The 21494-nt window shown below is 37.8% G+C and carries 10 protein-coding genes and 1 tRNA gene; 6 read left to right on the top strand and 5 right to left on the bottom strand.

Translation table 11 applies throughout. The features are described from left to right. Nucleotides 1-125: 125 nt before the first annotated feature. Nucleotides 126-458 (bottom strand): metalloregulator ArsR/SmtB family transcription factor, encoded by a 333-nt coding sequence (locus tag NST91_RS20445; protein WP_121448829.1) that lies wholly within the window; start codon nucleotides 456-458, stop codon nucleotides 126-128. Nucleotides 459-479: 21 nt separating this feature from the next. Next, complete coding sequence (locus NST91_RS20440; RefSeq protein ID WP_341332615.1) at nucleotides 480-2237, bottom strand: SulP family inorganic anion transporter; 1758 nt, start codon at nucleotides 2235-2237, stop codon at nucleotides 480-482. A 373-nt stretch (nucleotides 2238-2610) separates the two neighbouring features. On the opposite strand from NST91_RS20440, the gene NST91_RS20435 reads away from it, so the two are divergent. Beyond that, nucleotides 2611-2684: transfer RNA gene (locus tag NST91_RS20435), tRNA-Gly, on the top strand. Between the two features lie 70 nt (nucleotides 2685-2754). Here NST91_RS20435 and NST91_RS20430 read toward each other — a convergent pair. Beyond that, nucleotides 2755-3420, bottom strand: a complete 666-nt coding sequence (locus NST91_RS20430) for a B3/B4 domain-containing protein (protein ID WP_341332614.1) — start codon at nucleotides 3418-3420, stop codon at nucleotides 2755-2757. A 100-nt stretch (nucleotides 3421-3520) separates the two neighbouring features. Between NST91_RS20430 and queG the strand changes: the two genes are divergently transcribed. From queG to yhbH, 5 genes are all read left to right on the top strand, one after another. Continuing rightward, nucleotides 3521-4654 (top strand): tRNA epoxyqueuosine(34) reductase QueG, encoded by a 1134-nt coding sequence (gene queG, locus NST91_RS20425; RefSeq protein WP_341332613.1) that lies wholly within the window; start codon nucleotides 3521-3523, stop codon nucleotides 4652-4654. A 500-nt stretch (nucleotides 4655-5154) separates the two neighbouring features. Beyond that, entirely contained in the window at nucleotides 5155-6039 is an 885-nt protein-coding gene (locus tag NST91_RS20420) for an amidase domain-containing protein (RefSeq protein ID WP_341332612.1), read from the top strand. Nucleotides 6040-6079: 40 nt separating this feature from the next. Then, the gene (gene trmL / locus NST91_RS20415) at nucleotides 6080-6553 is read left to right on the top strand and encodes a tRNA (uridine(34)/cytosine(34)/5-carboxymethylaminomethyluridine(34)-2'-O)-methyltransferase TrmL (RefSeq protein ID WP_341332611.1); all 474 of its coding nucleotides are present in this window, start codon (nucleotides 6080-6082) and stop codon (nucleotides 6551-6553) included. A gap of 492 nt (nucleotides 6554-7045) precedes the next feature. After that, nucleotides 7046-8941 (top strand): PrkA family serine protein kinase, encoded by a 1896-nt coding sequence (locus tag NST91_RS20410; protein ID WP_121449546.1) that lies wholly within the window; start codon nucleotides 7046-7048, stop codon nucleotides 8939-8941. Nucleotides 8942-10700: 1759 nt separating this feature from the next. After that, a complete protein-coding gene (yhbH, locus tag NST91_RS20405; protein ID WP_341332610.1) occupies nucleotides 10701-11882 on the top strand; it encodes a sporulation protein YhbH in 1182 nt (393 codons plus the stop codon). Nucleotides 11883-11955: 73 nt separating this feature from the next. Here yhbH and pelA read toward each other — a convergent pair whose 3' ends face one another. Both pelA and NST91_RS20395 read right to left on the bottom strand, forming a co-directional pair. Then, the gene (pelA, locus tag NST91_RS20400) at nucleotides 11956-16320 is read right to left on the bottom strand and encodes a pectate lyase (RefSeq protein ID WP_341332609.1); all 4365 of its coding nucleotides are present in this window, start codon (nucleotides 16318-16320) and stop codon (nucleotides 11956-11958) included. Between the two features lie 310 nt (nucleotides 16321-16630). After that, on the bottom strand, nucleotides 16631-21436 hold the full coding sequence (locus tag NST91_RS20395) for a right-handed parallel beta-helix repeat-containing protein (protein WP_341332608.1): 4806 nt from the start codon (nucleotides 21434-21436) through the stop codon (nucleotides 16631-16633). Nucleotides 21437-21494 lie beyond the last annotated feature (58 nt).

Here is a 21494-nt window from a genome sequence, read left to right as displayed (position 1 = left end):
CGTCCAAAAAGTAACGATATCACTGCCGGAAATGGTGATGACATTGCTTCAGGATTCGGCTTCCCACTAGTAAAGTAAACGAATAAAACGGCTAAAATGGTTTCAATCATTTTAGCCGTTTTCTATTAGTTTTCATTTTCCCCGATTTTATCAAGTAGGGAAATGGTATTTACAAGATGATTATTAAAAATTTGTTTTGCCACCGAGAGAAGTTCGACAATCATTGGGTCTCTTAGTGAGTATATAACACGATTACCGTCTTTCGTTCCATAGACAATATTTTTAGCACGGAGTACAGTTAATTGCTGGGACACGGCTGACCCTTCACTTCCAATAAGGGTTTGAATTTCATTCACGTTTTTATCCCCCTCAGCAAGAAGTTCTAGGATACGAATCCTTAATGGATGTGCGAGTGCTTTAAAAAAGTCAGCCTTGAATTGTTGCATTTCTAAATTCACTACCTTACCTCACTTTCTACATTAACTCATAGAAATACCTCTGTTTTTCACTACTTTCTCATGGACTCCGGAGAGAGCCTGACATTCTTTAAAAGCAAAGTGTCTGCAACCCAAACATTTATTGTTGTTAATCTGGGTAAGGGCATAATCAATGGCATCACCTGTATGTTCAAAAAAGTTTTCCTCACCGATTACCTCATATAACCCGGTTTTATGAAGAACGCTTTTTGGTTGTGGTTTGATCCCTGAGATTAAAACAATACCTTGCTTTGAAAAGTCCTGAACAATACTAGCTAATCGCCCTTCTCCTGTTGTATCCATGAAAGGTACCCTACTTAAACGTAGGAGAAGAACCTTTGGTTTGTAATTGATTGAATTCATAATCTGTTGTTCAAAAGCCTGAGCAGCCCCGAAAAACAGAGGACCTTCCACATTATAAATACTTATTTGCGGACAATCATGAGAATCAGTCACAACACGACTATCTACTTTTTCATGTTTAGATTCTGGGTTTGGTAAAGCTTTTTCCGTTACTATTATATCACTCATTCGCTTAGTAAAAAGTACAACTGCTAAAATGAGTCCTACCTCCACCGCAACAGTTAGATTCATAAAGACGGTGAGTAGAAAGGTGACAACAAGTACAAGAGAATCTTCCGTTTTTGTTTGTAACACATGATAAAAAACACGGCGCTCACTCATGTTCCAAGCAACTAGCATAATAATTGGGGCCATACTTGCTAAAGGAATTTTTGAAGCATACGGTGCAAATAAAAGTAAGACAAGCAAAACAACGACACCATGTATAACACCAGAAAAAGGTGAAACAGCGCCTGTTTTAATGTTGGTTGCCGTTCTTGCAATGGCACCAGTTGCTGGAATCCCACCAAATAAAGGGGTAACCATATTAGCAATTCCCTGTCCAACTAATTCACGGTTACTATTATGTTTACTATTTGTCATACCGTCTGCAACAACAGCAGAAAGAAGAGATTCAATTGCTCCTAACATTGCAATCACAAATGCCGGTTGAATCAACTGTTTAATTCGTTCAAATGTGATCTCAGGAAATTGAAAGCTTGGTAGTTTGCTAGGAATATCCCCAAATGTTGACCCAATCGTAGCAACTTGAGTTGGGTAAAAAATAGTCGCGATACCAGTAGAAATAAGCAAAGCGATTAATGAACCGGGTACTTTCGGAAAGAACTTTGGAGTTAACAGCAGTACAACTAAACAAATCGTAGCCGTTAGAATGCTATAAATATTAATCTCTCGAATATGAAATATAATCTCTCTCATATTATCTATAAATAGTTCATGTTTCTCAATCTTATCAAGACCAAGAAAATTTGGTACCTGCCCAACAAAAATAATAATTGCAATTCCTGATGTAAATCCAATGGTAACAGGTCGTGGAATAAATTTGATTAAAGACCCAAGTTTAAAAAGACCCATTAAGAATAGAAGAACACCCGCCATAAAACCAGCAATTAATAAATTTTCAAATCCATAAGTTGCAACAATCCCAAATAGAATCGGAATAAAAGCACCAGTCGGTCCACCGATTTGGTATTTGGAGCCTCCAAAGAGTGAAATAAGAATACCCGCGATGATGGTCGTGTAAATCCCATATTCTGGTTTGACGCCTGAAGCAATCGCGAATGCCATTCCAAGAGGAATTGCTATAATCCCAACAACGACGCCAGAAATAAGATCCTTTTGAAAAGAATGAACCGAATACCCTTTAAATCTCCCTGAAAAAGCCCACCTATGTAGCATTTTTATCCTTCCTTCTGAATAATAGAATATCTGATTATTTGAATATATATATGAATCTACTCCTAATAATCTATAAAGTCAAAACAAATTTATGAAAAGAGAAAGGGCTGCCATGAAGAAATCAGGCAGTCCCTTAGAATGATTATTATATTGATAAAGGTTAATTTTATGATGTTTTGTATTAATGATGTAAGTAACGTGAATATATTTTTAATATTACTATTGCAAAATAATGATGTGGTATGTATAATAAATCAAGTAGTCAGCCGATAAAAAAACTTCGACAAAAAGTTACAAAACCTATTGCACTTCATTTACAAACTTGTTATAATAATCACATAATTAATTAATGAACTTCATACAGATTTTATATGCGGGTGTAGTTTAATGGTAAAACCTCAGCCTTCCAAGCTGATGTCGTGAGTTCGATTCTCATCACCCGCTCCAATACATATATAACGCAGTGTTTCGTTTCTTAGATAAACGAGGTGTTGCGTTTTTTTATTTTATAAAGATTTTACAGAACTAAAAAGGATTTAGCCGAGCCACCATGTACTTGTGTGAACATCGCACCAAGAGAAGTCAGTAGTTTTTCACAGCTTTGATTTTGTAAAGATGGCTTCAAATACACAATTTGAATGGCATGTTTGGTTTCAGTAGTTACAGCGGTTCTTTCGGAATCGACAAAAGGGCTTCCAAAGGCTCCCGTCTCATCACTGGATAAAATTTTATCCTCCATCGAAATGTTTCTACCATTAATTCCTAAATACTCATCACCTAGTTGTCCCACACGAATTTCAATATTACCGTTAATTTTATTTGTATCATAAATCCCTATTGGTATTTCATACTGCATCGAAAAGAAATTGTTTAAGTCTGCAGCGGAGTGTATTGAGTTCAAATAGTTTTGCTTTTGTATCCGACGATAGATTGCCTCAACAGACGGACGATATCGATTGGGATCTGTACCAACTTGTTTAAAAATATCTCTCCACTCAGCGATTCCTTGAAAATCTGTAACATGCTTGTCTTCTAAATCAAAAAAGAGCGATTCTTGAAAGGTCTGTAGTCTGCCACGAATCATTTGTGGAGAATCGCCAACTTCGATATGATTGTATTGTATAATTCCTACTTTAAAATTAGGAACAAGTTCCTTTAAATGTGGCGAAATCTTAATTTCCATCATTTATCCCTCCAAAAATTATTGTAAATAGTGTACCATAAATCCTAGTAATTAAATAAATAGAACGGCTTACAAGTCCTAAGAAGGGAGGTTCCAAGACTTGGACACTATACAACTTCAACAAAAAATCATTGATTATAGTAAAACGATTGGAATTGATAAAATTGGCTTTGCGAGTGCTTCGCCATTTGAAGAATTAAAATCTAGATTATTAAGGCAACAGGAATTAGGCTATCAATCGGGATTTGAACCAAAAGATATTGAAAAAAGAACAAATCCAGAGTTCCTTTTACCTGGTGCGAAGTCTATTATTGCAATAGCACTTGCTTATCCATCAAAGCTAAAGGATGCACCAAGGAGCACACGAAATGAACGTCGAGGTTTGTTTGCACGTGCTTCCTGGGGAGAGGATTACCACCATATATTACGGGACAGGCTACAAAAGCTTGAGGCGTTTATCATAGAAAAGTTACCTGATGCTAAACTTCAATCAATGGTTGATACAGGTGAATTATCGGATCGTGCAGTAGCTGAAAGAGCAGGTATCGGTTGGAGTGGAAAAAACTGTGCCATTATTACACCAGAATTCGGATCGTATGTATATTTAGGGGAAATGGTTACGAATATCCCTTTCGTACCTGATTCGCCAATTGAGGATCAATGTGGTTCATGTCGAGCATGTCTTGATGCTTGTCCAACCGGTGCTTTGGTGCAGGGGGGACAAATCAATGCACAAAAATGTGTTAGCTTCTTAACGCAAACAAAAGACTTTTTACCGGACGAGTTTCGTACCAAAATTGGAAATCGACTGTATGGCTGTGATTCCTGTCAGACAGCTTGCCCGAAAAATAAAGGAATTGATTTTCATTTTCACGAGGAAATGAAACCGGAGCCCGAGGTTGTTAAGCCATTACTAAAACCGATTTTATCAATTAGTAATCGTGATTTTAAGGAAACATTCGGATCACTGTCGGGGTCTTGGAGAGGGAAAAAACCAATCCAACGAAATGCGATAATTGCACTTAGCCACTTTAAGGATACTAGTGCGATTCCTGAATTAACAAAAGTCCTAAAGGATGATCCAAGACCAGTACTGCGTGGTACTGCTGCATGGGCTTTAGGCAAGATAGGCGACGAAAGTGCAATTGAAATTTTAAAAGAAGCAAGTCTGAAAGAAAAGGACGAGCAAGTTCTGCAAGAAATTGAAAAGGGTTTGAATATGTTAATCAACTAAAAGGATGCGATGACGCATCCTTTTTTGTATTAGTGGCGCAATTTTTTTGGATTATGCATGATTTGAACACTAAGACCTTTATGGTACTGATAGTTGTCCGAATGATGAGGTAATTTTGATAGAAGGTTAGAGAAAAAAAGTCAGTGTCCGAAAGAGGAGCAGATTCTGATAGGAGAGGCGAGTAACCCCAAAGTCAGAGTCCGAATGTAGGGTTGATTCTGACAGGAGAGGCGAGTAACCCTAAAGTCTGAGTCCGAAAAGAGGGTTGATTCCGAAAGAAGAAGCGGGTGCAGCCCTAGTCAGAGTTCCTATGAATATGGAAAAAAGTATAAGGTCTACCAAAAAAGATTGATGATGAAATACTTAAACACTCCCTACCTTTAAAAACGCTAATATTAAAAATACAAATCCTAAACTCAAGTCTAGTTCACAAACAATAAAATATTTTCCCGAATTACTACATATGGTGTAATATCACAACCTGAAGGTGGTGTCGGAAGTTGAAGTCGACTTTAGCAAAAGTAATTGAGGCTAAGGCACAATTACTAGTTGGGAATCGAAGAAGTGTTCCTTCTGTTAGTTTACCAGTAAAGGATCTTGAGTTTATTCAGAGGAAAAAAGAGCTTTTAGATAAACGTTCTGCAGAAATCGTTAAATGCAATACAAACGGCCAAATCATCAGTAAAAATGAAGTGGATGGAAAGGTCCATCTCAATTATATTGTTCATTCCCAATATTTAATTCGTCAGAATAAAAATCTCTACATTGAAGAGCACTGTGAAGAAAGAAAGGCTGTATTTACATTAAATAAATTAATTAGTGATGAAGAGGTTCCAAAAGAAATAGACACCCATCATGAAGTAATGGATCGTGAAACCCAAGAAGAACGCAATCTGGATTTTAAATATAACCGACTTGCTGCGGTTCAATACGCGGAGCGGTGGTGGAATGACTACAACCCCAAATACAAAAAGTTCGAAGATAATTGTACAAATTTTATTTCGCAATGTCTCCGTGCTGGGGGCGCACCGATGTATGGATATCCGAATCGTAATAAAGGTTGGTGGATGCAAAATAATAATTGGAGTTATAGCTGGACTGTTGCCAATGCCTTGAGATTGTATTTAAGTGGATCACAAAAAGGTCTTCAAGCAAAAGAAGTTTCCTCGCCTAGAGAGCTTTTATTGGGTGATATCATTTGCTATGACTTTGAAGGAGATGGGCGTTTTAATCACAATACAATCGTTGTGGCGAAGGATATTACAGGTAATCCACTTGTTAATGCACAATCACAAAACAGTAGGATGAGGTATTGGTCCTATTACGATTCAACTGCCTATACACCGAATATTAAATATAAGTTTTTTCATATCATAAATAACTAATTTTCTCTTTTTGGTATAATAACGATTGAGGTGAAAGAAAGTGGGACTACACGTCGTATTATACCAACCAGAGATTCCTGCAAATACAGGGAACATCGCGCGTACATGTGCAGCAACAGGGACGACTTTACATTTAATTCGCCCCATGGGATTTTCAACTGAGGACAAAATGCTTAAGCGTGCTGGTTTAGATTATTGGGAGTTTGTAAAGATTCATTATTATGATTCTTTAGAGGAGCTTTTTGATAAATACCAGGATGGAGAATTTTATTTTATTACAAAGTTCGGACAGAAAGAATATTCATCCTTTGATTATAGTGACATACAAAAGGACCATTTCTTGGTATTTGGTAAAGAAACAACTGGGCTACCAAAGGAGCTCATCGAAAAAAATATGGAACGGGATATACGACTGCCAATGACAGAAAATGTCCGCTCTTTAAATTTATCTAATACCGCAGCAGTTCTAGTATACGAAGCTTTAAGACAACAAAATTATCCTGGACTAACTTAACACAAAAACGACCTCTACCCATTGGCAGAGGTCATTTTTTTATTATTTTTTGTTTATGCTTGGCTTATCTTCATAGCCACCTGTAAAAATAGCTGCTAAAAATGTAACAATAACACCTAAAATTAACAATAATTTCATGTGTTTTTCCTCCTTTATGTATGAAGCTCAAAAAATAAACTTCAAAAAAGATACCTAGGTGTATTATAACCTAATTTCAATTTTGTGTGAATGTTATCTATGGACAAATTGTAAACATTTTCGAACCTTATAAAAATAGGCACATATACTGTATAAACTCCTTTTACATTGTATCCCCATATTTTTTCTAAATTATTTTCATTTTGTCCAATCAAGAATATCAAGGGGATTTTTCTTATAATTCAGAATAGGACATGTTGAATTTTGTAAGATTAAAGCATGTTAAAGGACATCCTCGCATACATTTTATTAAACCGTGCAAGAGACAACAAAGATGGAGGAGGCCCCTAATTAATGGATATCTTAAAAAAGATAGAACAATTTCGTGAAGAGGAACAACGTTTGAAGTGGGAAGGAACCTTCGCTGATTATTTGGAAATTTTAAAGGAAAAGCCATGGGTTGCTCAGTCTGCTCATTCCAGAGTATATAATATGATTAAAGATGCAGGGATTGAAGAAGAAAATGGAAAGCGCAAATATAAGTTCTTCGACCACCAACTATTTGGTTTAGAAGAAGCACTAGAGCGATTAGTCGAAGAATATTTTCATCCAGCAGCAAAACGACTTGATGTTCGTAAGCGAATTTTGTTATTGATGGGACCTGTTAGTGGTGGTAAATCCACATTAGTTTCAATGTTAAAAAGAGGTTTAGAGACATATTCACATACTGAAAGAGGCGCGGTTTATGCAATCAAAGGCTGCCCAATGCATGAAGACCCACTGCACCTTATTCCTCATCATTTAAGAGAGGATTTCTTCGATGAGTACGGGGTTCGAATTGAAGGTAATTTATCTCCACTAAACATGATGAGATTGCAGGAAGAGTATGGAGGCAGAATTGAGGATGTTAGAGTTGAACGAATATTCTTGTCCGAGGATAAGCGTGTAGGGATTGGAACCTTCAGTCCTTCAGATCCTAAATCTCAGGATATTGCTGATTTAACTGGAAGTATTGATTTTTCAACAATTGCTGAGTTTGGTTCAGAATCAGATCCACGTGCCTATCGATTCGATGGTGAATTAAACAAAGCGAACCGTGGAATGATGGAATTCCAAGAGATGCTAAAATGTGATGAAAAGTTCCTCTGGCACTTACTATCTTTAACACAAGAGGGAAATTTTAAAGCGGGAAGATTTGCGTTAATTTCAGCAGATGAGCTGATCGTCGCACATACGAACGAAACAGAGTATCGTTCCTTTATTTCGAATAAGAAAAATGAAGCGTTACATTCACGTATCATTGTTATGCCAGTTCCTTATAATTTACGTGTTTCTGAGGAAGAGCGTATCTATGCAAAGATGATAAAGGAAAGTGATGTGCGCGATGTTCATATTGCACCACATACCTTTAGAGTGGCAGCCATGTTTACGATATTAACTAGATTAAAAGCCCCTAAAAAAGGCGATATTGATATTATTAAAAAGATGAGATTGTATGATGGTGAAAGTGTAGAAGGTTTCAATGCAATTGATGTGGAGGAGCTTCGTAAAGAATATCAAGATGAGGGTATGAGTGGTATTGACCCGCGTTATGTAATTAACCGGATATCATCCACGATTATCCGAAAAGAAAACCCATCAATTAATGCATTGGATGTATTGCGTTCCTTAAAGGATGGCCTTGAACATCATCCATCCATTTCGAACGAAGATCGTGAACGCTATTTGAACTTCATCTCAATTGCGAGACGTGAGTATGACGAAATTGCGAAGAAAGAGGTCCAAAAGGCGTTTGTTTATTCGTATGAAGAGTCTGCGAAGACATTAATGGATAACTATCTAGATAATGTTGAAGCATACTGTAATAAAAACAAACTTCGCGACCCGTTAACCGGAGAAGAAATGAATCCAGATGAAAAGCTAATGCGTTCAATTGAGGAGCAGATTGGAATCTCTGAAAATGCAAAGAAGGCATTTAGAGAGGAAATCCTTATTCGTATCTCTGCATATGCCCGTAAAGGAAGAAGATTTGATTATAATTCACATGAACGTCTTCGAGAGGCAATTCAAAAGAAATTATTTGCGGACCTAAAAGACGTCGTAAAAATCACTACTTCTACAAAAACACCTGATGAGCAACAGCTGAAGAAGGTTAATGAGGTTGTGGCAAGATTAATTGACGAGCACGGTTATAATTCAACATCTGCGAATGAACTGCTACGTTATGTAGGAAGCTTATTGAACCGATAATCTAGAAAATTGGGGTTAGGCCAGCATGATGGTCTAATCCCTTGTTTTTCAAATCAGTCGGATCTATCTATTGGCTTATGAAGAGGAGTCTGAATAAGGAATCCACTTATAACCCCTTTCATTGCACTTATGAAGAGAAATTCGAGCGAGAAATCGACCGCCAATCCCGTTCATCGGGCTTATGAAGAGAACTTCGAGAGAGATTTCAACCGCCAATCCCGTTCATCGCACTTATGAAGAGAAATTCGAGCGAGAAATCGACCGCCAATCCCGTTCATCGGGCTTATGAAGAGAACTTCGAGAGAGATTTCAACCGCCAATCCCGTTCATCGCACTTATGAAGAGGAAAACGAGCAAGAAATCAACCGCCAAACCCGTTCATCGGGCTTATGAAGAGGACTTCGAGAGAGATATCAACCGCCAATCCCGTTCATCGCACTTATGAAGAGGAAAACGAGCAAGAAATCAACCGCCAATCCCGTTCATTACGCTTATGAAGAGGAATTCGAGAGAGATATCAACCGCCAATCCCGTTCATCGCACTTATGAAGAGGTAAAAGAGCAAGAAATCAACCGCCAATCCCGTTCATCGCACTTATGAAGAGGAAAACGAGCAATAAATCGACCGCCAATCCCGTTCATTACGCTTATGAAGAGGAATTCCGGCAATAAATTGACCGCCAATCCCGTTCATTACGCTTATGAAGAGGAATTCGGGCAATAAATTGACCGCCAATCCCGTTCATCGCACTTATGATGAGGAAAACGAGCAAGAAATCAACCGCCAAACCCGTTCATCGGGCTTATGAAGAGGACTTCGAGAGAGATATCAACCGCCAATCCCGTTCATCGCACTTATGAAGAGGAAAACGAGCAAGAAATCAACCGCCAATCCCGTTCATTACGCTTATGAAGAGGAATTCGAGAGAGATATCAACCGCCAATCCCGTTCATCGCACTTATGAAGAGGAAAACGAGCAAGAAATCAACCGCCAATCCCGTTCATCGCACTTATGAAGAGGAAAACGCGCAAGAAATCAACCGCCAATCCCGTTCATTACGCTTATGAAGAGGAATTCGGGCAATAAATCGACCGCCAATCCCGTTCATTACGCTTATGAAGAGGAAAACGAGGAAGAAATCAACTGCCAATCCCGTTCATTACGCTTATGAAGAGGAAAACGGGCAATAAATTGACCGCCAATCCCGTTCATTACGCTTATGAAGAGGAATTCGGGCAATAAATCGACCGCCAATCCCGTTCATTACGTTTATGAAGAGGAATTTGAACGAGAAATCAACCGCCAATCCGTTCATCGCACTTATGTAGAGGAATTCGAACAACAAATCGCCTGCCAACCCCATACATCTGGCTCATGAAGAGGAATCAGAGTAAGGAATCCACTAATAATCCCGTACATTGCCCGTAATAAATGTAACTTGTCCATTTATGAATAATAGTAATGCACTCCGTATGTAATAAACAGAAGGAACTTGTCTATTTTTAAGACAAATCGCCCAATTTGCGAAATTTTTTGTCAATAAATCAATGTTCTTGCATAGTATAGAGTAATCTACTATTGGTTAATTTTTGCTAAAGAGTAGGCAGTAGTTGGTCTCTTTTTTATTTCAAAAAGGTTTTGTTTAGTACAGTTTATTCGTTTTACGAAGTTCTTTCACAAACCGTCAAGATAATGTATGAGGATCAAGGTAAAAATGTGAATGGTTTAATAAAAAAAATTTTAGGAGGGGAAAGATTATGTCGAAAGGTAATTCAAAGAACTTTGTCATTTCCCAAGAAGATTGGTCCCTCCATCGCAAAGGCCATGATGATCAAACAAGACACCAAGAGAAGGTACAGGATGCAATTAAGAATAATTTACCTGATTTGATAACTGAAGAAAGTATAATTATGTCAAACGGAAAAGATGTTGTTAAAATTCCGATTCGTTCTTTAGACGAATATAAAATCCGTTATAACTATGATAAAAATAAACATGTTGGCCAAGGAGATGGAGATAGCCAGGTTGGTGACGTTATTGCAAGAGATGGGTCCGGACAAAGTGCAGGAAAGGCAGGGCCTGGAAAAGGGCAAGGTGCAGGTGATCAAGCCGGTGAAGATTATTATGAGGCAGAAGTTTCTCTAATGGAGCTTGAGGAAGCTTTATTTAAAGAATTAGAGTTGCCAAATCTAAAGCGGAAAGAACAGGATCAAAACATTGTAGAAAACATTGAATTTAATGATATTCGTCGAACAGGTTTAATGGGGAATATTGATAAGAAACGGACAATGATGGCGGCATACAAACGAAATGCGATGGCAGGGAAGCCTAGCTTCCATCCAATTTACCGAGAGGATTTGAAGTTTAAAACGTGGAATGAGATTGTAAAACCAGATTCAAAGGCTGTGGTGCTTGCGATGATGGATACGAGTGGAAGTATGGGAATTTGGGAGAAGTATATGGCAAGAAGTTTCTTTTTCTGGATGACTCGATTCCTGCGTACAAAATATGAAACGGTGGAAATCGAATTTATTGCTCACCATACGGAGGCTAAAGTCGTGTCAGAAGAGGACTTTTTCTCAAAAGGTGAAAGTGGGGGTACAATTTGTTCATCCGTGTACCGCAAAGCGTTAGAAGTAATTGATGACAAGTATCCAGCAGCCCGTTATAATATTTATCCATTTCATTTCTCAGACGGAGATAATTTAACCTCAGATAATGCAAGATGTGTGAAGTTAGTGAGCGAATTAATGAAGGTTTCTAATATGTTTGGCTATGGAGAAGTAAATCAGTATAACCGCCATTCAACCCTTATGTCAGCCTATAAGAACATTGAGGATGAAAGATTTAGGTACTATATTTTAAAGCAAAAAGCAGACGTATTTCATGCGATGAAGAGCTTTTTTAAGAATGAAGAGGAAAATAAGGCATTTGCATGATAAAAAGAGAGGGGAGACCCTCTCTTTTCCTGTGAACCGATAAACTATATTGAAAGCTTAAGTACACGACAATTTAATTTTCGGATTGTTTGCAATATCCTGGTATTTGATTATTTCCAGGATTTTGACCATCAGCTGTTTTAGGGCCTTTACCAGGCTTCGGTCCATTACCAGGTTTCTCACAATCTTCACCCTCAGTTGGATCCCAACCTTTTAATACATTTTGTACTGTCCAGTTAGCAGCCTCTTCATCTGTAAGCTGTCTTCTTGATTCATTGATTGCAGCACCGGGGCCGTAGTTTTTATACTCAAACAAGCGGGCATCTTCAGGATTTAAACCACTCATGGAAGTCCAACCCTCTGTTTTAATATGGTCACCAAGTTCACTATTCATAATGACCACACTACCAATCGCATTCGGATTGCCACCAGCCGGCCAAGGTCTGCCTAAATATACAGTACCAGCAGGGGCATTACTTGTTAGTTTACTATCCTTAATCAAGATACCGTATTGGTCCGTGATTAATGTACTTGCAGCCGTGATATATCCATTATTTGAGTCTGAACCACGGTTAAGTGAGTGAATGATAGAATCCTCAAATACAACTCTTGCTGCACCGAAGATGAAATCGACATCGCCCTCAACATATACTTGATTATAGTATTGGGTTCCAGAGTGCACATATAGTGTATCTTGGTTTCCTATAAATCTTACATTTTTAAAATATTGACGTTCCCCAGCAGCATATACGGCAACAGCTTGTTTTCCGCTCACATCTGTGGAGCTTTCATCGAAAGAGTTTTCGAATGTTACATTTTCTACTCTAAAATCATTTGCGCGTAAATACACACTGGCACTTCCGCTTGTACCAAGAGTTCCGCCAACACCATTATCTCGACCTGCAAAGTTATCGAAAGTAATAATTGTGTTTACTGGATCTTCACCAATCATTGTAATAAAAGGTTTATTATTCGGCACAGTAACAACTTCTTTATAGACTCCGTTTTTGATAAAAATTGTGATTGGAGTTGTATTGTTTGCAGGAATTGCGTCAATTGCTGCCTGGATAGTTGCATAATCTCCAGTTCCATCTTTAGCAACAAAAATTTCATTTTCAATTTGGCTTATCTGTTTTTCTAGACTTTTCACAACTTTGATATCACCATCTTCTAATTGTCTATCATATAGATCCTTAGAGTTACTACCAACAACCTGAATATATACATTATTTGTAAAATATCCAGTTTCTTCAGCGGTACTTAATAATTTCGTACCCCAGTGACCACCCCAAGAATAGCCATTTCGTCTTTCTTCTTCAATTTCCATAATGTCATACTTAATGACGCCATCGCGGCCTGAGAAGATTCCACGATTGGTACCAATCTCATAAAATCTGTACCATGCCGTTGAATTCGAATCTTCTACAAAATACACATTATTTGGATCACCACTTACATATCGCGTATTTTCAAGTTTAACCTCATCTAACCACTCTAGCGCAGATCGAACAGACTTCTTTATTTCGTCAGTTTGTGGACGAGACATAAGGAATCTTATGATTCCAATAGATTCTGAACCTGAAACTGAAGCATGCTCATATGCACGTGCTTTTTGTGGTTCAAACGTATATGGATCGTGCTGAGCACCCCAAGCGGTTAATGTTCCATCAGAGAATTTGATTTGTGCCTTTAAGATATAATCAATTCCACTCTTAATGGATAGTTTGATTCTTTTACCATAAGAATCATTTATTACATCTGAATCGAATGGATATCTCTTTTCGACAACATCATCCATCATTTCCAAGACATTGATCATCGCCTCATCATTAAATGTGACATAGTCAGAGTAGTTGCCGCGTCTAGGATAAACCTGAGCGAATCCACCTGTGTCATATTGTAATTGGAACAAGAATTCAAAGCCTTTTTCAATGCTATCTTTGTATTTTTTATCACCAGTTTCACGATATACTTCGGCTAAGAAAAGAATTTCCTTAATCGTTGCATCATTATCAATCGTTCCTAATTCAACACCATTTGCTACCCATTCTGAACGCGGTTCCTTACCATCCCATGGACGTTCATAGATATGTGGCCAGTTCTTTGTCCAACCACCGTTTTCCATTTGCCAGGTTAATAGATTATCTGCTTTGCGAATCGCGTCGTTTAAATCGCCTTTAAAAGTTATTTTCTCAGGTTCTACGATATACTTCCCGTTCTGATCCAACTCATCTAAACTATTTAAAATAAGGACCGTTTGACCAAATTTATTCTTACCTTTTGCGGCCTTGTCGATTCTAAGATTCTTAAAGTTAGGGCTTAGGGTCGTCCAATTGCCAGTAGGGTAAACCACACTAATATCAGAGAAATCAAATTCATCAAAACTACTATTTAATGTTACCGCAATAAGATTGCTTGAAATTGCATGAACATCCGCGATTTGTACTGTTTTCCTTTGTTCTTCTGATGGAAGGGTATTAACAAGATTCTTAGCTTCCCCCCATGTAAGTTCTTTGTTATTATCTGCAATTGTTGTGGAGCCGTTTAGCTCTTGAATAATTTTTACAGCTTCCTTTTTCTTAAGGGTCTTGTTAGGTTGAATCTTTCCGTTTCTCACAAGAGCATCCATGTATCCAGCTTGTTTAGCAGCAGCTAGAACATAAGAATACCATTCATTTAAAGAAACTTCCCAAACCTCCGATTCAGTGCTTAATCCTTTGAATTGCTCTTCTTTAGCTAATCCAAGTTTACTATTTATTAAAGACATGAATTCAAGTCTTGTAATAGAATCGGTATCTTCAGGCTGTTTTTCAACGATTACTCCTAACTCATTTAACTTTTTCAAGTAAAGTCCGCTAACTATATCCTTTACTTCAGAGTCCTCTGTATCGATAGGACCTTCATCTGATCCAGTTTCTTTATTGTGGATTCGTAAATGATCAATATTTGCGCCGCCACTAGTACCAACACCTGTAGCACGAATTTTATTCTCACCAGCTTTTAGGGTCGCTTTTGTGGAAGTGTATACCCAAGTTGTCCATGCGCCAGTTGGATCAAAAGCTAATGATTCTGTAACGACTTCATCATTTACTTTAATCTCTGCTGGTCTTGCATCAGTTCCACCGGAAGCATATCTAAAGTCAAGGAAGTATTCTCCATCAGTTGGAACATTCACTGTCCACTCAACCCAACTGCCTGGTTGATTTGGCTTGTAATCAATAAATCCTGTTCCTGTAAAACCAGTATGCTGATTATCGATGATAACCCCTGTTTCATCAAGTAGGGCATCTTCTGCTTCATAAATTTGATCGTATTCCATATACACTTTTAGATGATCGATATTTGCACCACCACTCGCCCCAATACCGGTAGCTACGATAACATTTTCACCGGCTTGAAAGGTAGCTTTAGTTGACGTGTAGGTCCAATTTGCAAAACCACCTGTAGGGTTAAAGGCTAATTTAGGTTCGACAATTTCTCCATTAACTTTTATTTCTCCTGGACGCTCATCCGTTCCGCCATGGGCATAACGAAAATCCAACGTGTATTCTCCACCAACAGGTACATCTATAGTCCATTCGATTGAACCTCCTGGTGCATTCGGTACCATATCTACGAAACCAGTTCCCGTAAATCCAGGATGTTTGTTGTCTATGATAGCATTTACTAACTTTCCATCTTCCGCCTCATAGATTCCACCTGCACCTGGTTCAGTAGGAGGTGTCGGCTCAGATGGATCCTCGGGATCTGTAGGTTGTTCAGGATCAACCTCTGGTAACGAACCAGAAATTTTAATATCATCAACATAATGCCCAAGTGCTTTACTGCCAGGTGTAAATGTTTCAAAATAACTAATTTTTGTGGCAGGTTCATTTAACTGAGCATTCTCTAACTTAAGTTCTCCATTGATATAGACATTTGCTGTTTGATTTATTAAATCAATTTCAGTCTTGATGTCATACCATACATTTTCCTCGAGAGGGACTAACGGTTCATAGGTGCTGCCAGTACGATATGATATGTTATTGTCTTTAGTTTCAATAATGATAGGAGTTCCGTCTCCTTTTACTCTCATTACCTTTGTGGAGCTTGTATACTTCGGTTGCATAAATTTCATTTGAACGGTAACAACACCAACAAGCTCGTCGAAGGATTTGCTTAACTTTACATCAGCTGTCTCACTTGTGTCACTTAAAAATACACTTTTGTTTGAAGTATCAGGGACTTCTGTTACTTCTACAGTGCCACCGCCCTCCGATACGTCAAAATCTGCTGGACGTTCCCCAGTCGTTTCATTATTGAAATCTGCTTCAAAAAGGAAGGTGGAAGCATCCGTTTCTTCAGCATAAACAGGATTAATAGATACGGTAGAAAATAAACTTGTGAATGTGAGCAAAACTACCAATGTCAAATAAAAGTAACGTTTAATTGTACTCATTCATTAAAATCTCCTTTCTATAGACAATAAGTAGAACTATAAACTAGTAATTCAAATACTAGTAAAAATGACTCACCTCCCCGATAGGTCAAAAGAACTATCTGAATATTCAATCAATAAAACGGTTACAAAGGAGAGTGTAACATAGGCTTGACACTAAACTATAGCAACATATTGCTATAAAAGTATGCGGATATTGCTAAAGAGAGAAATTCTGAATTAATGATTATCTATGTAATAGAGGAGGCTTTGATAGAAGGAGGTAAAAAAAGAGAGGGGAGACCCTCTCTTTTTAGCGAAACAAGTATGTTTAGGAAACAAAACCTTTTCTACGATAATGTACAACACCAACACTAACACCAATAAATATTAATACGATACCGAGAACGAGCCAGTTGTATACAGAGGTTGCTGTTTTAGGTAATTTGTTGTTATCTGTTTGTTTATCTGTCCCTTGAGATTTATCTCCGTTTTCATCAGAACTTGGTGTTTTATCTCCCGGTTGATGGTTGTCATCTTCATTGTCAGGAGTTTCTTCTCCCGGTTGTTCTGGATTTTCAGTCTCAGGTTCTTCAGGCTGTTCCTCACCTGGTTGTTCTGGATTTTCATTCTTAGGTTCTTCAGGCTGTTCTTCACCTGGCTCGTCTGGGTTTTCAGTTTTAGGTTCCTCATATTTTGCGATAAAGTCACCAAACGTATCCCAAACACCATTCCAATGGATTTCACCATCTTGACTTCGTTCAAAGTTTTGGATGGTAGCCAAGGATTGCATGAGCTCATTAGGCAGCACATCACCAGACTTATTAACAGATTGTTCTCCATTAAACATGAAGTTCTTATCTAAATCAGTGTGTTGATAATTGTCTTTTGTTTTCTTTTGACTGTCTTCTGTGAAGAAAGATAGAAACCCATCAATTGTAAAGTCAGGAGTAATGTGACCATATGTTGTGAATGCCATATTTCCACCGGCATTATTAAATGCGTAGTTATTTTCGGCAATCACACCTGGATTACTATTACTTGTGAAACCTGCTGCACCGTTACCGAAAGCAACACTATTTTTGATAGTATGAGGGACATGGACTCCTTCACCACCAAGCTTAAAACCGTTTTTATCACCATTCCCAACAGTTCCATTTGTTAAGAAACCGTTGTTATAAGCGATGCTATTCTCAATTGTAACTGCTCCAATAGCACCTGTACCAACCTTTGTATAGAGATCCCATCCATCATCAATATTATTATGAGCGATCGTACCCCTAAAAATATTTCCTTCTCCAACCGTGAGTTTTGCAGCAAAACCATCTGCATTATTGTCAGATGGATCACGGTTATCAAATGATTCACTGTTAAGAATCAAGTTATAAGATGGCCAATCAGCTATAGTAGTAGAATCGTCCGTACGGCTGATTTGTAGACCTGTGTCTCCGTTCTGGTACGTTTTAATGTTTTCAATAATATTGTGGTTACCGCCAACTGTGTAACCTTTTGTGTTGCCGGCAGATTGAATAAAGTCTAAGCCTCTTACATGCCAGTAGTTACCGCTATGGATAACACCTTCCGTTTTCTTATCAAAGTCAATAATTGGTCTACTTGTGGCGGCAGGGTCAGCCCATAAGTACTTCATCGCATCTTCAGTGCCGTCATTGTATTTCTTAATTTCAAGTATCGCATTTCTCACATAGTGACCTTCCATCACATAAATGCGTTGACCTGGTTTTACAAATTCTATGGCCGTATCTAAGTCTAACGGATTTTCTTTTGAGCCGTCACCAGAACTCAATCCGTTAGGGGAAACATAGATATTTCCATCTTCGGCAAATGCCTTCATTTCAACGGTGAAGTTTCGAATGATTCTATTATAGTCTGTTAGTTTTTGAGTTTCGTCAGGTATGAATACAAAACTAAAGTTTGTATTTGCATTTACTGCGATTTTTGTTTGTATTTCAAGCTTTTGCCCGGCAAAAATAGGTTCATCATAACGAATCGTTTCATTGCCTTCTTTAATCGTCACAGTTCCATTCACATTTGATTGAACGATAAGGCGATAATTCTCATCAGAAGTCCTTTCCAATGATAAAATGTCAAACTGAGGTGTGACCTCCTTAATAGGTGCTTCTCCTTTAGGAGCATCTGTTTCTGCAGCTGTTACTTTGAAGTCTATATTACTCACTTCAATTGTTGCTACACGTGCGGTATAGAAACCGACATATGCCTTTCCATTTTGAACGTTTAAAAGATCAGGTGCATAGATCTCTTTTTCAATCGATTTCTCACCGTCATTTAGTATTCCCGTAAAACCACTATTCGTTTTCTTAAGTGTAAGATGATATGTTTTGTTTGGATGAGTATTAGCAGTTGTTGGTCTTTCTGCCTTTACCATTTCTTTTTGAATACCTTGGCTTCCTGTACCATCCGGTGATGTTACCCCTGTTCGAACAAACAGTTGTGTTCCGTTTTCATCCCGAGTACCACCTGAAAAACCTCCGATTGCGGCAATATTACTCGCAAATATTCCTTTTTGGTCGCCCGTTTCGTATATGGCATCTCTTGCCATTATTCCGAATGATTCTTGTCCATCATGAGGATTTTTTGCGTATTCAACAACTTTGATATCAGCTGAGAGCTCAAAATTATCTTCATTCGCATCAATTTCGGTGTAATAGAAGGAGATTCCATCATGGTCTCCAGTAACCTTACCACCACCATCAATTGCAGCTAAACGAATGATATCATTCTCTAGGTACTCAATTGTATTTCTTTCGTCCGATGTTGATTGCCCGAACCGAATAAAATCAAAATTGTAGGCTGTTTTTTCTCGAACTGTAACCTTATATGTGATTGGGTCGACTCCCAAATCTACTGTTGGACTCACAGTAATAGGGTACGTACCGGTCATATCACTATTGAATGAACTGGAGTCAACATCATAGGCATCAGTTGATAATACCTCTTGATCTCCATTATCGTAAACCTTTGAAACTTCTAATCCATTAGATGCAAACGTGTCACCGATTGCAAAAGTTGTATTAGGAAACTCAGTTATTTTTAATTCAAGTACTTCCTTTTCTTTTACATTGAATGTGATAGTTTTACTGGCATCCTTATGGCTGATTACTACATTCTTGTCTCCAGGTGTTGTCGTATCAAAATTAGAGATATCATATTCATTTTCTAGTAATCTTACCTGAGATCCGTCCTTATAGATGGCATAAACGACCAATCCAGTAAGATCGAGTGGATCACCAATAAAATATTGTGTTTTAACAGGTTGTTTCTTTATCTCAAGCCCTTCAAGCTCAGTATCTTTTACAGTTACATTGAAGCTTGCTGTTACAGCAGGGAAATCTCTTGGTACAATTGTAACGGTCTTTGTACCAGGGGTATTAAATGCAGATGCCCTATCAATTAAGACATTGTCAACTTTAAAATCTAGCTGATCTTCGGATAGAATATAGGTTTCTCCATTATCATATTTTCCTAGTACTACTAAGCCTGCTGGGTCAAATTTGTCACCTGGATAGTAAACCGTTTTAGCGGGATAGTACTTAATCGTTAAATCTAATAAGGTCAATTCTTTAATTCTTAAATCAATGGTCTCTTTAGCTCCTCCAAAGTTAACTGTAATCGTATTTGTTCCAACACTACTGCTATCAAAACCAGTAATAATATAGTCGTTTTCAGATAAGATCGCTTCTTCACCATTATTGTAAATGGCTTTAACGACTAAGCCATCAGTATTTAATTCTTCGTTTACTAGATATTCGGTTTTCATATTATCCGTGTTAACTTCCAGTGTCGATACTTTCTTCGTGTCTATAACTATATTGAAATTGTTGAATGTAATTTCAGCATCACGAGCAACATATAGTCCAGCGAAGACAGAATCACTAAATAAATTGTCCACAGTTATTACTTCAGAGACTCCATTTATGGATACTTTACATACATTTCCTGACTTCTGAATTTCTAGATCATAAACTTCATTTGCAGCTGGAGTATTTACATCTGCGAAGTTCTCCAATTTTATAAGTTGGCCATTTTGATTATAAAAAGGTTTCATAGCTAAATCCAAAGCACCTACTGCAACAAAATTAGAAGTTTGTTTACTACTATCACTATTTTCACCAACACTGTCTCTTAGCATAAGACCAAAGGACTTTTGGTTCGGAGTAGATATACTACTGTTGCTATTGAAGTTCTTTACGCTAGCTTTTGTTGTTAAAGTAAAGTTTGCATTAGCCGGAATTTCTTTGAAATAATAGGAAATACCCTCATCACCGTTTGCTATTTTTCCGCCAGTAGCAGTAATTGTAATTGTTCCATCATCATTTATAATGGGATCAGGGTTTCTAGACTCACTTGTGTTACTTCCAAATGCCCTAAACTCCCAATCTCCGGTTTCAATCGGGCGATCTTGAATTAATTTGACATCACTGTAGGTAACGCTTACATTTCTTGCTGCGAAAAGTCCAACATAATTCATTTCCCCACTATAATCTGTGAACGTTTTTGTTTCTTCACCGACTGTTAATTGATAAATATTTCCTTCTTTTCTAACCTTAAGTGTATACTCTTCACCAGGAGCAGGGTTATTTGCTGTAAAGTCTAGTTCATCTGGATATACAGACGAAGCGCTACTGTATTTATAAAACCCTCTAATATCTTGCTTGATACCACCTACCGCAAGATAATCACCAGTTTTTACATCGGTAGAAGTTAATAAGTTGCCTCTTAGCATAATTCCAAATCCAACTTGATTATTTGTCTCAAAGGATTCGACCTTCACCTTAGCTTGTAATTCAAAATTATCTGTAGGATCAACTTGCTGGTAATAATATGCAATACCTTCTGTTTCATTTGCAATTTTACCACGATTGTTCATAACGCTTATTTTGACAGAGCCATCTCCATTTTCCTTAATCAAAAAGTTTTCAGCAGTAATTTTGTCATTACCTCCAACATCGCCTCCGATTGCACCTTTCCAATCAGAGGATTCAGGTATATCAACCATCTCTGTGGTTTCACCTTCAGCAGCAAACACATTCAAACTCATATTAGGCAATAATAATAGAAAACACAGTAGTACCGTAATAAAACGTTTAAACTTCCTCACTATTTGGCCTCCTTTTTTATGTAAATGAAATACAGACGAAAAACCCGACTCTTGAGCA

The sequence above is a fragment of the Ferdinandcohnia sp. FSL W7-1320 genome (genome assembly GCF_038050315.1).
In the GTDB taxonomy this organism is placed as follows: Bacteria; Bacillota; Bacilli; order Bacillales; family Bacillaceae_L; genus Ferdinandcohnia; species Ferdinandcohnia aciditolerans.
This window is presented reverse-complemented; position numbering and strand designations above follow the sequence as displayed.

What these genes read in the sequence shown, in the direction of transcription:
- NST91_RS20410 (WP_121449546.1), top strand. Translation starts at nt 7,046, where the DNA reads ATGGATATCTTAAAAAAGATAGAACAATTTCGTGAAGAGGAACAACGT.
- NST91_RS20440 (WP_341332615.1), bottom strand. Translation starts at nt 2,237, where the DNA reads ATGCTACATAGGTGGGCTTTTTCAGGGAGATTTAAAGGGTATTCGGTT.
- pelA (WP_341332609.1), bottom strand. Translation starts at nt 16,320, where the DNA reads ATGAGTACAATTAAACGTTACTTTTATTTGACATTGGTAGTTTTGCTC.
- NST91_RS20430 (WP_341332614.1), bottom strand. Translation starts at nt 3,420, where the DNA reads ATGGAAATTAAGATTTCGCCACATTTAAAGGAACTTGTTCCTAATTTT.
- yhbH (WP_341332610.1), top strand. Translation starts at nt 10,701, where the DNA reads ATGTCGAAAGGTAATTCAAAGAACTTTGTCATTTCCCAAGAAGATTGG.